A 14,487-nucleotide genomic window follows, 5' to 3' on the forward strand; every position below is an offset into this window, starting at 1 on the left:
CGTCGTGGGTGTCGGCGTATTCGACAACGTCCGGCAGCTCTCGTACCCGGGCCTCGAAGCAGGCTTCTCCCTCCTCGATAACCCGGCGTATCGTGATCCCGTAGTCCTGTGCGTTCATGACGTCTCTCCCTTCAGCCATTGGCTCAATTCCGGCTCCCGCTCCTCGAGCATCTTGCGGATGTTCCGGACATAAGCTAGCTTGATTTCAGGGTTTTTCCCGTGTCCGCATGTGTAGGAGGTCGAGTAGAAACTCGGCAGCCCGGCATGGGTGACCACCTTGTGGCCTGCTTTCTTCCCGTCGCGGACCTCGAAGCCCAGGGTTTCGAGCAACCGTCGCAATTCATCGCATCGCAGGGAACCGCCCGCACCCTGGAGCTGCTGCAGTACATCCTTTACGTTAGCAGACATCTGACACCATATACAGTGTCACCCGGCCCGGGGTGGATAAGCGGAGAACGGGATAAGCCCGAAGGCGGCCGCGCCCAGCGCGAGGATGAAGGCATCCACCGAGGTGAAGCCGAGGCCTTCGTACACGCTGTTGAGCACCGGGTTGGCCTGCACCACTTCGGGGTTGCCCAGCACGCTCAGAAACGGCATGACCGAGGCGACGCCGGCGGTCTCCAGCACGGCCATGACGATGACCATGCCGAGCACGAGGCCGCCGCGGCGTTTTTCCTTGCGGCTGAGCAGGGAGAGTGCTTTGCGGTAGGTGCTGAGCATGGGATGGCCGGACGGGTGGATTCCTGTTTGATTTGCCTGTAGGAGGCCAGCCCTCTGGCCGATCTGGCATCAGGGCAATCGGCCAGAGGGCCGGCCTCCTGCGCGGGGTTGTTCACCGCTTGAACGAACTGCGGATTGGGCCATGAATCGTGGGGCAAATCAAGTGCGCTTTGGGCATGGTCCGATGTATGGTCGGGGTTCGCTTACGGTCAGGGAAGACGATATGGAGATCGTGCATCACGGAGGTGCCGAGGGCGTGACGGGCAGTTGCCACCGGCTGCGGCTGTCGGCGCGGGATTCGTTTCTGGTGGATTGCGGGCTGTTCCAGGGGCGCGACCACGGCCCCGGCGATACGCTGGAGCGCCATGCGATCGAGTTTCCGGTGGAGGATATCCGGGCGCTGGTGGTCACGCATGTGCATATCGACCACATCGGGCGGCTGCCGTATCTGCTGGCGGCGGGTTTTGACGGGCCGATCATCTGTTCGAAGCCCTCGGCCCGGCTGCTGCCGCTGATGCTGGAGGATGCGCTGCGCGTGGGCTTTACCCGCGACCGGCAGCTGATCGAGCCGGTGCTGGGGACCATCGACGAGCGGCTGGTGGCGCTGGATTACAACGCCTGGCATGCGCTGCCGGTGGAAGATGCCGCCCTCGCCCCGCGGGTGCGGCTGCAGCGTGCGGGGCATATCCTCGGTTCGGCCTATGTGGAGTTCGATTTCCGCGAGCCGGGGGAGCGCCGTTCGCGCCGGGTGGTCTTCTCCGGCGATCTGGGCGCGCCCGGGGCGCCGCTGCTGCCGGCGCCGAAGCCGCCGCGCCGGGCGGATACGCTGGTGCTGGAGAGCACCTATGGCGACCGCCTCCACGGCGACCGCCGCGAGCGCGCGGCGCGGCTGCGGGCGGCGGTGGAGCATGCCCATGCCAACGGCGGCACGGTGATCGTGCCGGCCTTCAGCATCGGCCGCACGCAGGAACTGCTGTATGAGCTGGAGGGGCTGATCCATCGCGGCAACCGGCGCTGGCGCGACATGGAGGTGGTGCTGGACTCGCCGCTGGCCGCGCGCTTTACCGAGGTCTACCGCGAGCTGAAGCCGTTCTGGGATGCCGAGGCGCACCAGCGCCTGCGTGCCGGGCGGCATCCGCTGGATTTCGAGAACCTGTATACGGTGGCCGACCACGACACCCACCTGCAGACGGTGGACTACCTGGCCCGCTCCGGCCGCCCGGCGGTGGTGATCGCCGCCAGCGGCATGGCCGCCGGCGGCCGGGTGGTGAACTACCTCAAGGCCATGCTGGAGGACGAACGCCACCACGTGCTGTTCGTCGGCTACCAGGCGGAGGGCACGCCGGGCCGCGCCATCCAGGCCGCCGGCCGCGGCGGCCACGTGGAGCTGGACGGCGAGCGCTACGCCATCCGCGCGGGGGTGGACAGCATCAGCGGCTATTCCGCCCATGCGGACCAGGCCGACCTCCTGCGCTTCGTGCGCGGCATCCGCACCGGCCCGCAGGACATCCGCCTGGTCCACGGCGAACCCCACGCCCGGGAGGCCCTGTGGGAGCTTGCTTGCAAGCGAACAGGTTGAGCCCGGGGCGCACGCCCGTCCGGTTCGCGGCCGAGGCCGCTCCTACGCGAACCGGAAGGGGCCCGGGCCGTGCCGGTCAAGTTACCCCGGCCCTCCCCGAGCGCCATTGCTCGAGCAGTGCCTTCTCCTGACGGCTCTGCAGTTGTTTTGCGGCTCCCGAGTTGGTGATCTGCCATGCCAGCAGTTCCCGGCTCACCCGGTAATCGGCGCGCAGCCGTTCGGCTGCCTCGGTGAGGTCGGCGCTTTGTTCCACGGCCCTGGCGGCCACGTCACGTGGCAAGAGCAGTTCGGCGGCAAAGGCTCGAGCCCGTTTCTCGGGGTATTCCGGTGTTCGTCCGCCGAGCACTTCCGCCACCGGGAGCGCGCCCTGCCGGTCCAGTAGCAGATGGGCAATCTCGTGGGCGAGTGTGGCGCGCTCCCCGTATTCGTGACCGGCACGCGATTCCGACGCGTGGTTGACCAGCACCAGGGGGCCATGGCGCTCGCCCCACACGGTCACGGCTTCTATCGGGCATGCTCCCAGATTGATGCCCTCAACATGCACACCCCAGCGTTTCAGCCATTCACCCGGCTCCACAGCGGCTTCGGGCGACAGGCCCAGCCAGTCACGCAGCCGGCTCGCCGCCCAGTAGCCCTGCCGATAGGGGGGCTCGGCATCATCCAGTTGCTCCCCGATCGACGCTTCAATGCGATCGAGCTCGGGCGTTGCTCGAGCGGGACAATCCACGATGCGGCGCAGCAATTCAGCCTGCTGATCGGCGTTGACAACGCTGTCGAAGGCCATCCGTGCCACGGCGCGCAGTTCCGGCCACTGCCATTCGTCGGCATCAATGCCGGCCTGCTCGAACCGTCCGGGCGCATCTTCCTCGAGCCGCGTGGTCAGCATCCACTCCCGAGCCTCGGTTCGCTCTCGGCGCTCCTGCCACCAACCCACGGCCTGACGGGCACGCGGCTGCGTGCTTTCCGCGCAGGCGGTGGACAGATGTTCGCCTGCGGCTTCCAGCACTGTCTCGACCTCGCGCCAGGGGCGAATAACCTCACGCGGCAACCCCGGAGCCGAAATCTGAGCGGTCTTCCCCTGTCGCATGATGATCAGGGAAGGCAGGAACAGCCCCCTGGGTGCCGATGCGAGGTCGTGACGCGCCAGGAATCGATGGGCTTCCAGCTCTTCGTCATCGACCTGCTCGTCTGCCATGCCGTCCCAACGGCGCTCGCACTCGGCCAGAAACTGGGAAGGGAATGCCGGCGAAACAGGTACAGGATAATCCTCCTCCAGCACCAGCCAGGGCCACCAACGCCCCAGAAATTCCAGCATGTCGACCCATGTCCACTCGAGGTACCCACCGCAGCCGTCCGGTGCTTCGCCCTCGCCCACCCACACCGGCTCACCCGCCAGGAACATGCGACAACGACCTTCGGCAAGCCCCTCGAGCGAGGCCGGCTCCAGATCCAGTTCGATCTGTAATCCGTCAGCGTATCCGAACATCATCGCAATGCTCCCCCGAACTGTCGGAGCCAGCTCTCAAGCTCTTTCGTTTCGCCCCTTTTGTCTGCTTTTTCTCGCAGCGCCTTCAGCGTTTTGCGAGTCAGAAAGGTAGGGCCCCGAAGATCACCACGCCATGGATATGCATGGTAGGAATACCCGGGCTGTGTGGGCACGGCTTCGTAGATCACACCCCTGTAAACCGCGTGAAACCGATCGGGCCACTGGCTGTCCTCTGATTCGTAGAACGGAATCGCCTCTTTGTTGAGCAGTTCCTCGGCCAGGTCACGGGTTATGCTTTTCGGGCACTTTCCGACCGGACCCTTGGGCGACGGCTCAAAACCCGCGTAATCATTGTGCCACAGGTGCTTGGTTCGCCCTTCTCCACGTTCGTATCGCCACCGGGGACCGTTCTCGTCAGTCACTGGCATCTCCTTGCGTCCAGAATTCCGGTTCGCGGCCGAGGCCGCTCCTACGGTGATGCCCCCATCCGCGAACGGCGGCGGGTCAGACCTGGTAGTAGTCGCGGTACCAGGCGACGAAGCTGGCCACGCCTTCTTCCACGCTGGTGGTGGGTTCGTAGCCGGTGTCGGCGCGCAGGTCTTCGACGTCGGCGTAGGTGTCGGGGACGTCGCCGGGCTGCAGGGGCAGGAGGTTCTTTTCGGCCTTCTTGCCGAGGTTCTCTTCCAGCACTTCGATGTAGTGCATCAGCTCCACCGGGCGGTGGGCGCCGATGTTGTACAGGCGATAGGGGGCGGCGCTGGTGGCGGAGTCGGGCTGCGCCCCGCTCCACTCGGGGTTGGGCTGGGCCGGGCGGTCCAGGGTGCGGATCACGCCTTCGACGATGTCGTCGATGTAGGTGAAGTCGCGCCGGTGGTTGCCGTAGTTGAAGACGTCGATGGGCTCGCCGGCGAGGATCTTGCGCGTGAACATGAACAGCGCCATGTCGGGCCGGCCCCACGGGCCGTAGACGGTGAAGAACCGCAGGCCGGTGGTGGGTAGCTGGTACAGGTGGCTGTAGGTGTGCGCCATCAGCTCGTTGGCCTTCTTGCTCGCGGCGTAGAGGCTGAGCGGGTGGTCGACGTTGTGGTGGACGGAGAACGGCATTTCCTCGTTGGCGCCGTAGACCGAGCTGGAGCTGGCGTAGACCAGGTGCTCCACGCCGTTGTGGCGGCAGCCTTCCAGGATGTTGCCGAAGCCGACGAGGTTGGTGTCGATGTAGGCGGCCGGGTTCTCCAGCGAGTAGCGCACGCCGGCCTGGGCGGCCAGGTTGACCACGCGTTGCGGCCGGTGCTCGCGGAACACCCGCTGCATCGCCTCGCGGTCGGCGATGTCCACGCGCTCCTCGGTGAAGCGCTCGTGGTCCTGGATGCGGGCCAGCCGCGCCTTCTTGAGCGAGACGTCGTAGTAGTCGTTCAGGTTGTCGACACCGACGACCTCGTCGCCGCGTTCCAGCAGGCGCAGGGCCAGGGCATTGCCGATGAACCCGGCCGTTCCGGTGATGAGGATCTTCATGTCGTATCCTTGTTCGGCTTTTGTTCGGTTATCGTGCGCCCTCGACCCGTAGGAGGCCAGCCCCCCTGGCCGATTGGGCCCGGTGGGTTGGCGAGGCCCCGATCGGCCAGGGGGCTGGCCTCCTACGAGGTACCCCGGCGCCCCCGGCCCGTAGGAGGCCGGCCCTCCGGCCGATCCGCCCCGGTGGGTCGGCGAGGCCCGATCGGCCAGGGGGCTGGCCTCCTACGTGGTACCCCGGCGGCCCCGGCCCGTAGGAGGCCGGCCCTCCGGCCGATCCGCCCCGGCGGGTTGGCGTGGCCCGATCGGCCAGGGGGCTGGCCTCCTACGAGGTACCCCGGCGGCCCCGGCCCGTAGGAGGCCGGCCCTCCGGCCGATCCGGCCCCGGCGGGTTGGCGAGGCCCCGATCGGCCAGGGGGCTGGCCTCCCACCGGTTACGGGTTGCGGATGAACCCCATGCCTTCCAGCTTGAGGAGGATCCGGTGGGCCGCCTCGTCCGGGCTCATCTCGCGGGTGTCGATCCGCAGCTCCGGGTGCTCCGGCTCTTCGTACGGGTCGTCGATGCCGGTGAATTCCTTGATCAGGCCGGCGCGCGCCTTGGCGTACAGGCCCTTGCGGTCGCGCTGCTCGCAGGTCTCCAGCGGCGTGGCCACGTGGATCTCCAGGAACCCGCCCGCGTCCTCGATGCGCTCGCGCACACGGCGGCGCATGTCGGTGTAGGGGGCGATGGGGGCGCAGATGGCGCAGCCGCCGTTCTTGGTGATCTCGCTGGCCACAAAGCCGATGCGCTGCACGTTGATGTCGCGGTGCTCGCGCGAGAAGCCCAGCTCGCTGGAGAGCTCCTTGCGCACGATATCGCCGTCCAGCAGCGTGACGGCGCGCCCGCCCAGCTCCATCAGCTTGACCCGCAGGGCGTTGGCGATGGTCGACTTGCCCGAACCCGAAAGCCCGGTGAAGAACACGGTAAAGCCCTGCTGATGGCGCGGCGGGAAACTGCGGCGCAGCTCGGCCACCACCTCCGGGTAGGAGAACCACTCGGGGATATCCAGCCCCTCGCGCAGGCGGCGGCGGAACTCGGTGCCGGAGAGGTTGAGCACCTCCTCGTCCTCGCGCACCTCGTCGGCCGGCACGTACTCGGCACGGTCCTCCACGAAACTCATGGCCTGGAACGGCACCATCTCGATGCCGATCTCGTCGGCGTACTTCTGGATCAGTTCCTGGGCGTCGTACGGGCCGTAGAAGTCCTCGCCGTCGGAGCCCGGGCCGGGGCCGGCGTGGTCGCGCCCGACGATGAAGTGGGTGCAGCCATAATTGCGGCGGATGATGGCGTGCCACAGCGCCTCGCGCGGTCCGCCCATGCGCATGGCCAGCGGCAGCAGGCTGAGCTGGGTGGTCTGCTCCGGCGCCTGACGCAGCACGTGCTCGTAGCAACGCACGCGCACGTAGTGATCCACATCGCCCGGGCGGGTCATGCCCACCACCGGGTGGATCAGCAGGTTAGCCTCGGTCTGGCGCGCGGCCATGCGCGTGAGCTCGACATGGGCACGGTGCATGGGATTGCGCGTCTGGAACGCGACCACGCGGTTCCATCCCAGCTTGCGGAAGTACTCGCGCAGCTCCGCCGGGCTGTAGCGATAGTTGCGGAAGTCGTAATGCACCGGGGACTCGACCCCGTGCAGCGTGCCGCCCAGGTACACTGCCCCGGCACGGTTCATCAGGTAGTTGACCGCCGGATGCGCGACGTCGGTGGTGGAGAACACCTGCTGCGCCTCGCGCGCCTTGTCCGGCGTCCAGCGGTCCTCCACGTCCATCACGGCGACCAGCACGCCCTCGGCATCGCGCAGCGCGATTCGGGTGCCCGGCGCGGCCTGCTCGGCGAACGCCTCGCTCACGTCCAGGGTGATGGGCATCGGCCAGAGCTGGCCGTCCGCCAGGCGCATGTTGCCCAGCACGCCGTCGTAGTCGGCCTGCCGCATGAAACCCGTCAGCGGCGAGAAACCGCCGTTCAGCAGCAGTTCAGCATCGCAGATCTGACGCTCGGTCAGATCCCAGCTCGGCATCTCCTGCGCCTGCTCCTTGAGCTCGCGCGCGGTGGATTCGTCAACGTAGCGGTCGCAAAGCGTCCCGCCGTAGGGGGTGATCAGATCCATGGTTACGGGGATTCCTTGTTACAAAGATTGGTCCGTTGGCAAGGGGTTCAGGCCTCGTTGGTGCGCCGGTGCCGGGCGTTGTGCACGAACTCCCAGAAGAACGCAACGAACAGCCCCAGCATGCCGCCCAGCACCACCGACAGCGCGACGATCAGGGAGCGGCTGGGGCCCACGGGGTTTTCGGATTCACTGATCAGATACGTCAGCTCCGTGTCGTGACTCATGGCCTCGATGGTCTCCACCTGCGACTGAGCATCCACGCGCGCAGTGCGCAACTCCACCAGGTCCCGCCGGATATCACCGATCTGCTGGGCCACGATCAGGCCGGTGACCTCGCGTTCTTCGTCCAGTCGCTCGTACAGCGAGTCCAGGTCGGCCCGCAGCAAATCAATCTGACTTTCGAGCTCCGCGACCCGATTTTCCCGGGGCCGGATGCTGCCGGCAAGACTGCGTTCATAACGCGGCCGCAGCCGGTCCGCCAGGGCCCCGGCCACCGCCTCGTGCAGATCCGCCACGTTCTCCGCACCCTCGCGCGTGCTGGTCGACTCCAGCATCAGGCTGTAGTCGGAACCGCGCTCCCGAACGTTCACCCGGGGTCCCCGCTCTTCACCATCAAAGAGCGCCGAACGCTGCTCGGAGATCAGCTCGTCCTCAAGCCGCGTGATCGCCATATCCTGCGAGACGACGTTCCCCAGGCCTCCCGAATACACACGCGGCAGGTCCACCCCCGTGCGATACTCGTATTCCACCGGCTGTGCCAGTGCATACGCCACGCCGGCGAGCACCGTCAGCACGGCCACCCCCAGCAGCGCGGGCAGCCGACGCATCAACACGTCCCACAGGTCGTACAGGCTGATTTCGTGGTCGTAGGGGCGGGTCTGCACACCGGCCGGGTCATTCATGAATCGTTTCCTGTTTGTGAATCAGTCGCTGTTGAACAGGTCGCGGGTGTAGATCTTGTGGGTCTGGTCGCGGATGTCGTCGGTGATGCGGTTGGCGACGATCACGTCGGCCTCGCGCTTGAACTGTTCGAGGTCGCGGATGACCCGGGAGCGGTAGAACTCGTCGTCCGGAAGCTCCGGCTCGTAGACGATCACCTCGATACCCTTGGCCTTGATGCGCTTCATCACGCCCTGGATGGCGGAGGCGCGGAAGTTGTCGGACCCGCTCTTCATCACCAGGCGGTAGATGCCGACCACCTGCGGGTCGCGGGCGATCACGGCATCGGCCACGAAGTCCTTGCGCGTGCGGTTAGCGTCGACGATGGCCTTGACGATGTTATTGGGGATCTCGTCGTAGTTGGCCAGCAGCTGCTTGGTGTCCTTGGGCAGGCAGTAGCCGCCGTAGCCGAAGGAAGGGTTGTTGTAGTGGCTGCCGATGCGCGGGTCCAGGCACACGCCGTCGATGATCTGCCGGGTGTCCAGGCCGTGGGTCTCGGCGTAGCTGTCCAGCTCGTTGAAATAGGCGACGCGCATGGCCAGGTAGGTGTTGGCGAACAGCTTGATCGCCTCGGCCTCGGTGGAGTTGGTGAACAGGATCGGGGTGTCGTCGTCCACGGCGCCTTCGGCCAGCAGGTTGGCGAAGGTTTCGGCGCGATCGGACTGTTCACCGACGATGATCCGCGAGGGGTGCAGGTTGTCGTACAGCGCCCGGCCCTCGCGCAGGAACTCGGGCGAGAACACGACGTTGTCGGTCTCCATCTGCGCCTTGATATCGCGCGTGTAGCCCACGGGCACGGTGGACTTGATGACCATCGTGGCATGCGGGTTGATGGCCAGCACATCGCGGATGACGGATTCGACCGAGCGGGTGTTGAAGTAGTTGGTCTGCGGGTCGTAGTCGGTGGGCGTGGCGATGATAATGAACTCCGCGCCCTGGTACGCCTGCTGCGGATCCAGGGTCGCGGTCAGGTTCAGGGAGCCGTTGCCCAGGAATTCCTCGATCTCGGCATCGATGATCGGCGATTCGCCCCGGTTGATCTTCTCGACCTTCTCCGGCACCACGTCCAGCGCCACCACCTCGTGGTGCTGCGCCAGCAGCACGGCATTCGACAGGCCCACATAACCGGTTCCGGCCACCGCAATCTTCATTCCGTCATCCTTCCTGGTCTGTTTTAATTTCCCGCCCCCGTAGGAGGCCGGCCCTCCGGCCGATCGGGCCCTGGACACGCCCCATCGCGCAGGGGGCTGCGCTCCTACAACACGGCCCCATCGGCCAGGGGGCTGGCCTCCTACCGGCTCTGCCTCAGCTCTTCCTCCAGCGCCGCGATCTCCGCCTGAATGGCGGCATGCTCCTCGCGCTTGCGCTTCAGGAACGCACGGGCCAGCCGGGCCTTTTCCGCCACGCCATGAGGGGTAAGCTTGTACAGGTAGCGGGTCTTGTTCTCACTGCGGGCAAAGTTGCCAGCCTTGACCCAGCCCTTGTCGATCAGCGCCCTCAGGGAATAATGCGCACTGCCCACCGACACCCCCAGCCGTTCCGCCAGTTCGCGCTGGCTCAGCTCGGGATGGTCCTGAAGGATCTTCAGAATTCGATACTGGATCTCGTCTCGCTGCAATTCACCGCCTTCGAGGGGCTTTCGGCACGTCGGTGCCGGGAGGGGCGACCCGCGAATACAATACGCGGGTGCATCCGGACGGCGGCGCACGGCCGGCGCCGTTCAGCCCCTGAACGAATGGAGCATATTGGACCACACCCCCCGTGGACCGGCAAGGACACATCGCCCATCGTGGGAGCGTGCCCGCACGCGAACAGCCTCCCCATCCGCCTGTGGGAGCCTGCTCGCAGGCGAACAGGTTGGGCCCGAGGCAACCGCCCGTCCGTTCGCGGCCGAGGCCGCTCCTACGCACCCCCACATCGGCCTGTGGGAGCCTGCTTGCAGGCGAACCGGGGCACCCCCTACCGCAGGATCAGCGCGTCACCGCTGGGCTCCACCTCCACCCGATCGAGGAAGGTCCGCCCCAGGCGCGCCCGGTGGATGTGATCGTCCGGCACGATCACCGCGCTCACGCCACTGCGGCGGATGCCGCCCACCCGCACTTCATCCAGCGTGACGCGGCGGGCGTTCACGCGGCCGCGCTCGGTACGCAGGTGCACGGTATTGCCGGCGTCGGCGTCCACCCCGGCGCGTTCGGCGTCGCGCTCGCGCAGCATCACCGATTCGGCCTCGCGGTCCACCTCCATGGTGATGGCCCGGCCGTTCACGCCCACGGTCAGGCTGTGCACCCCGCGCGAATCGGTGTACACGGTGACCCCGGGGCCGACGGCTTTCCCTGCGGCACCACCCGCTCCACCCGTCACGCCACCACGCGAAGCCCCCGCCCCGCGGTCCAGCCAGCGGGTCTCCCCCGCGAACTCCACCTGCACACGCCCGCCGCCCGCCTGCAGCACCCGAACCCCGCCGGGACCGCTCTCGCCCTCGGCCACCACGGCCCGCTCGCCGTCCACGGAGATCACCGCTTGCCCATCGAATACCGCGTGGACGGTGATCTCACCCGCAGACAGTGGGGCGACCTGGAGAAACCCCAAACACAGGAGCCACCCGAGGCGACCACCCCAACCCGACGCGAGCTTACTCATGTAATGAGCCCCCCATACCCGGTTACGCGCCCACGCGTGTGCGCAAGGCCAGGGCAAAACGAGGACACGATCATGGTCGATTGGCACTGCCCCGGGAGTTCATTTGGATCACTCTTCGACACATCCTCTCGGGAGGTGCCGCTCGGCCATGTCGTCGGCTGCGGCGCAGTACCAGCCGGCCACGTTGCCGTCATCCGCATAATCCGCATTCTTCGGCCGGAACGTCATGCTCGTGTCCCCGAGCGCCGAGTTGTCCCCATCCCAGCGAATTATGATCGTCAGGCCATCATCCTCGTCGTTTTCCAGCTCCACTTCACGGATATACTTCGCTGGCTCGAAATCATAGCCATCCGTATTCATGCCCTCCAGGCTCCTTCCCTGAGCCACCCTTTCCGCCACGTCCTGGCGCAACCCGGCGGTAATCGTCACACCCTCGGCGGCCTGCGCCCGCGCGGTGTATTCCATATAGGCCGGAACCGCGATCGCGGCCAGGATGCCGATGATCGCCACAACGATCATCAATTCGATCAACGTGAAGCCCTGCGTCGTCCTGCCTGTCATGGTGACTCTCTCCTCGAAGCCCGATAAATGCCTTATGGATTGCCCGGAGCAGCCGACCCTGCAGAGGCCTCTGCACCAGCGCTCAAGCTACAAAAAGCATTTCATGTGCCAAAAATGAGGAGTCAGACACATTTTCTGAAACAAAAAAGGCCGCCCCGAAGGGCGGCCTTTCTCACCGTGCCGAAGAAGACTCCGGCTGACGCTTCACTGCGCTAGATCAGTCGTCGCGGCAACCACCCGGGAGGTGATTTTCGGCCATGCCATCTTCGGCGCAGATCCAGCCCGCAATGTTGTTATTCTCGGGTTCCTCATCGCCCTCACCGTCATCCCAGTCACGGGGATACAGCAGCATACTACCCGACAGGCCCGAATTCTCCGAATCCCAAGTGATAGTAATCGTCGGCCCATCATCGCCTTCAGGAGCATAATCGATAGAGTCGATATATTCACCGCGTTCGAGTTCGGTCGTATCAGGATCAAAATCGACGGTACGACCGGTGGCCACACGCTCAGCGATATCGGTGCGGAGGCCGGAGGTTACGGAAAGTCCTTCTGCCGCCTGGGCACGAGCGGTGTAGTCCTGATAGGCCGGCAGCGCGATGGCGGCCAGGATGCCGATGATCGCGACGACGATCATCAGTTCGATCAGGGTGAAGCCCTTTTGGGCGGAGCGATGCATTTTCTGCATGGTATGTCTCCTTGACATGGATTAGCGGGACCAGAGTCCAGCCACCTTTGGGTAGCCACCCGGAGTCATGCATCACCCATGCCAAAATAATGAAAATGCCTATCTTTCTGTTTATGCGGGATTTCACTTGCGAAGCCCGCTCCAACAGGGGTGACGAATTTCGTCACTCCCAGCAGGGTGACAAATCTCGTCACCCGAGGTGACAAAGCGTGTCACCTACAAGGGGCCTACCCGGTCCTCTGCCCCTCCAGCCGTTCGATATCGTCTTCTCCCAGATAATCCCCCGTCTGCACCTCGATCACCTCCAGCGGCCCCGGACCCGGGTTCGCCAGGCGGTGGATCCCGTGGACGGGGATGTAGGTGGACTGATCCTCGTGCAGGTCGAACACCTGCTCGCCGCGCGTGACGCGGGCGGTGCCGGCGACCACGATCCAGTGTTCGGCGCGGTGGCGGTGTCGCTGCAGGGAGAGTCGCGCGCCGGGGCGCACGTGCAGGTGCTTGACCTGGTAGCGCTCGCCGGTCTCCATGCTGCGGTAGTGGCCCCAGGGGCGGTGCACGGTGGGGTACTGGTGCACCTCGGGGCGGGACTGTTCGCGCAGGCGTTCGACCAGGGCGCGCAGTTCGGGGAGCCTGTCGCGGGGTGCGGCGAACACGGCGTCCGGGGTGGCGATCACGGCCGTGTCCTGCAGGCCGAGGGCGGCGACGAGGGTGTCGTGGCCTTCCACCAGGCTGCGGGTGCAGTCTTCCAGTACGGTGTCGCCGCGGGTGTGGTTGCCCTGTGCGTCCGGGGCCTGCAGGGCGGCCAGCGCCTCCCAGGAGCCGATGTCGGTCCAGCCGGCGTCCAGCGGGGTGACGGCGGCGGCATCGGTGGCTTCCATCACGGCGTAGTCGATGGAGCGCGCGGGGGCCTGGCGGAAGGCCTCGGGGTCGGGGCGGAGGAAGTCGAGGTCGTGCCGGGCGCCGGCGATGGCGGCGCGCGCGGCGCGCGGGATGTCGGGGGCGTGGCGTTCGAGTTCGGCCAGTACGCGCGAGGCGCGGAACAGGAAGATGCCGGCGTTCCACAGGTAGCCGCCCTCTTCCAGGTAGCGCCGGGCGGTGGCGGCGTCGGGCTTTTCGGTAAAGCGGGCCACGCGGGCGCCGGCATCACCCAGTGGCTCACCCCGGCGGATGTAGCCGTAGCCGGTCTCGGGGTGCTCGGGGGAAACGCCGAAGGTGACGAGGTAGCCTTCTTCGGCCAGAGGGGTCGCGCGGGCCACGGCCGCGTGGAAGTCGCGGGTGCGGGCGATGTGGTGATCGGCGGGCAGGACCAGCAGCAGCGGGTCGCGGCCCGCGGCTTCTTCACAGGCGGCGGCCAGGGCGATGGCGGGGGCGGTATTGCGGCCCTCGGGTTCCAGCATCAGTGGCGGCAGGTCGGTGTGGCCGGCACTGCGGAGCTGTTCGGCGGCGAGGAAGCGGTGTTCGGCGCCGACGATGACGCGGGCGAGGGCGAAGCGTGGGGCGGGGTGTGGGGCTGGCCCCGGATCTGGCTCCGCAGCAGGTTCCGGGGGCATCGACCAGGGGGCTGGCCTCCTACAACCAAACCCTGCCCGGTAGGAGGCCGGCCCTCCGGCCGATCGGGCGCCGGAGCTGGTCGGCCGGAGGGCCGGCCTCCCGCGGGGGGTGGTCGAACCGGGGTAAGCGCTGGTTACGCGGGCGAGTGTCTGCTGCAGGAGCGTCGGGCCATCGGCATGCGGCAGGGCCAGGAACTGCTTGGGATGCGCCTCGCGCGAGAGCGGCCACAGGCGCGTCCCGGAACCGCCGGCGAGGATCACGGGCTGGATCACGGTATCGTCCATGTCGGCATCATACCCCAGCGCCGGATCGGCCAGGGGGCTGGCCTCCTACGCCCTCCCTTCCCTGTGGGAGGCCGGCCCTCCGGCCGATTGTGCGTCCGGGCTGTCTCCAGGGCCTGATCGGCCAGGGGGCTGGCCTCCTTGTGTGTCGTCGCAGAGGGAGCGCTACCATCTGTGGCACCGGGCTCGGGGTAACCCGTTGGCCTCCTGAGGTCTTGAACCTGCTCCGTAGATCGGTCCCCGCGCCCTTCTCATCTCGAAGTTTGAACGGTATCCAAGCCCCCCGTGAAGGACGGGTGAGGCTGTACGGACAAGGCGAGAGGACGAGATGGCTCATATCGGCATTGATGTCAGCAAGAACAAGCTCGACTGCATGTGGGTTC

Annotated in this window: 14 protein-coding genes; 1 reads left to right on the forward strand and 13 read right to left on the reverse strand. The window is 66.5% G+C overall.

Translation table 11 applies throughout. The annotated features are described in order from the left end of the window. Window positions 1–114 precede the first annotated feature (114 nt). Together D893_RS12980 and D893_RS12985 are read right to left on the reverse strand one after the other, a co-directional pair. Window positions 115–408, reverse strand: a complete 294-nt coding sequence (locus D893_RS12980) for a type II toxin-antitoxin system HicA family toxin (RefSeq protein WP_110620012.1) — start codon at window positions 406–408, stop codon at window positions 115–117. A gap of 18 nt (window positions 409–426) precedes the next feature. Beyond that, window positions 427–720: a hypothetical protein gene (locus tag D893_RS12985; protein WP_246863936.1), complete on the reverse strand. Its 294-nt coding sequence runs from the start codon at window positions 718–720 to the stop codon at window positions 427–429. Window positions 721–943: 223 nt separating this feature from the next. Here D893_RS12985 and D893_RS12990 point away from each other — a divergent pair, with 223 nt between their 5' ends. Continuing rightward, on the forward strand, window positions 944–2,299 hold the full coding sequence (locus D893_RS12990; protein ID WP_110620013.1) for an MBL fold metallo-hydrolase: 1,356 nt from the start codon (window positions 944–946) through the stop codon (window positions 2,297–2,299). Window positions 2,300–2,375: 76 nt separating this feature from the next. On the opposite strand, the gene D893_RS12995 is transcribed toward D893_RS12990, so the two are convergent. The 11 genes from D893_RS12995 to D893_RS13045 all read right to left on the reverse strand — a co-directional run bounded on the left by D893_RS12995 (window position 2,376) and on the right by D893_RS13045 (window position 14,107). Beyond that, a complete protein-coding gene (locus tag D893_RS12995) occupies window positions 2,376–3,788 on the reverse strand; it encodes an ImmA/IrrE family metallo-endopeptidase (protein WP_110620014.1) in 1,413 nt (470 codons plus the stop codon). Beyond that, a complete protein-coding gene (locus tag D893_RS13000) occupies window positions 3,785–4,207 on the reverse strand; it encodes a hypothetical protein (protein WP_210434111.1) in 423 nt (140 codons plus the stop codon). Before D893_RS13000 ends, D893_RS12995 begins: the two co-directional genes overlap by 4 nt. An 82-nt stretch (window positions 4,208–4,289) precedes the next feature. Further along, entirely contained in the window at window positions 4,290–5,297 is a 1,008-nt protein-coding gene (locus D893_RS13005; RefSeq protein ID WP_110620016.1) for an NAD-dependent epimerase, read from the reverse strand. Between the two features lie 431 nt (window positions 5,298–5,728). Then, on the reverse strand, window positions 5,729–7,444 hold the full coding sequence (locus tag D893_RS13010) for a bifunctional sulfate adenylyltransferase/adenylylsulfate kinase (protein ID WP_110620017.1): 1,716 nt from the start codon (window positions 7,442–7,444) through the stop codon (window positions 5,729–5,731). A 47-nt stretch (window positions 7,445–7,491) separates the two neighbouring features. Beyond that, the gene (locus D893_RS13015; protein WP_110620018.1) at window positions 7,492–8,346 is read right to left on the reverse strand and encodes a Wzz/FepE/Etk N-terminal domain-containing protein; all 855 of its coding nucleotides are present in this window, start codon (window positions 8,344–8,346) and stop codon (window positions 7,492–7,494) included. Between the two features lie 21 nt (window positions 8,347–8,367). Further along, window positions 8,368–9,534 carry a nucleotide sugar dehydrogenase gene (locus tag D893_RS13020; protein ID WP_110620019.1) on the reverse strand — a complete coding sequence of 389 codons (1,167 nt, stop codon included), beginning with the start codon at window positions 9,532–9,534 and terminating at the stop codon, window positions 8,368–8,370. Between the two features lie 140 nt (window positions 9,535–9,674). Further along, a complete protein-coding gene (locus tag D893_RS13025; protein ID WP_110620020.1) occupies window positions 9,675–10,001 on the reverse strand; it encodes a MarR family EPS-associated transcriptional regulator in 327 nt (108 codons plus the stop codon). 341 nt (window positions 10,002–10,342) lie between these two features. After that, complete coding sequence (locus D893_RS13030) at window positions 10,343–10,900, reverse strand: TIGR02281 family clan AA aspartic protease (protein WP_244269241.1); 558 nt, start codon at window positions 10,898–10,900, stop codon at window positions 10,343–10,345. 231 nt (window positions 10,901–11,131) lie between these two features. Then, window positions 11,132–11,584 carry a pilin gene (locus tag D893_RS13035; RefSeq protein WP_018947715.1) on the reverse strand — a complete coding sequence of 151 codons (453 nt, stop codon included), beginning with the start codon at window positions 11,582–11,584 and terminating at the stop codon, window positions 11,132–11,134. Between the two features lie 217 nt (window positions 11,585–11,801). Then, window positions 11,802–12,272: a pilin gene (locus D893_RS13040; RefSeq protein WP_110620021.1), complete on the reverse strand. Its 471-nt coding sequence runs from the start codon at window positions 12,270–12,272 to the stop codon at window positions 11,802–11,804. A 227-nt stretch (window positions 12,273–12,499) separates the two neighbouring features. Next, window positions 12,500–14,107 (reverse strand): mannose-1-phosphate guanylyltransferase/mannose-6-phosphate isomerase, encoded by a 1,608-nt coding sequence (locus tag D893_RS13045; protein WP_110620022.1) that lies wholly within the window; start codon window positions 14,105–14,107, stop codon window positions 12,500–12,502. Between the last annotated feature and the right edge of the window lie 380 nt (window positions 14,108–14,487).

Source organism: Thioalkalivibrio sp. ALE21, assembly GCF_003208255.1.
Taxonomy (GTDB): Bacteria; Pseudomonadota; Gammaproteobacteria; order Ectothiorhodospirales; family Ectothiorhodospiraceae; genus Thioalkalivibrio; species Thioalkalivibrio halophilus.

Bases quoted from the DNA above. Each gene is read 5' to 3' on its own strand.
- D893_RS12980 (WP_110620012.1), bottom strand. From the start codon at position 408: ATGTCTGCTAACGTAAAGGATGTACTGCAGCAGCTCCAGGGTGCGGGC.
- D893_RS12985 (WP_246863936.1), bottom strand. From the start codon at position 720: ATGCTCAGCACCTACCGCAAAGCACTCTCCCTGCTCAGCCGCAAGGAA.
- D893_RS12990 (WP_110620013.1), top strand. From the start codon at position 944: ATGGAGATCGTGCATCACGGAGGTGCCGAGGGCGTGACGGGCAGTTGC.
- D893_RS12995 (WP_110620014.1), bottom strand. From the start codon at position 3,788: ATGATGTTCGGATACGCTGACGGATTACAGATCGAACTGGATCTGGAG.
- D893_RS13005 (WP_110620016.1), bottom strand. From the start codon at position 5,297: ATGAAGATCCTCATCACCGGAACGGCCGGGTTCATCGGCAATGCCCTG.
- D893_RS13010 (WP_110620017.1), bottom strand. From the start codon at position 7,444: ATGGATCTGATCACCCCCTACGGCGGGACGCTTTGCGACCGCTACGTT.
- D893_RS13015 (WP_110620018.1), bottom strand. From the start codon at position 8,346: ATGAATGACCCGGCCGGTGTGCAGACCCGCCCCTACGACCACGAAATC.
- D893_RS13020 (WP_110620019.1), bottom strand. From the start codon at position 9,534: ATGAAGATTGCGGTGGCCGGAACCGGTTATGTGGGCCTGTCGAATGCC.
- D893_RS13035 (WP_018947715.1), bottom strand. From the start codon at position 11,584: ATGACAGGCAGGACGACGCAGGGCTTCACGTTGATCGAATTGATGATC.
- D893_RS13040 (WP_110620021.1), bottom strand. From the start codon at position 12,272: ATGCAGAAAATGCATCGCTCCGCCCAAAAGGGCTTCACCCTGATCGAA.
- D893_RS13045 (WP_110620022.1), bottom strand. From the start codon at position 14,107: ATGGACGATACCGTGATCCAGCCCGTGATCCTCGCCGGCGGTTCCGGG.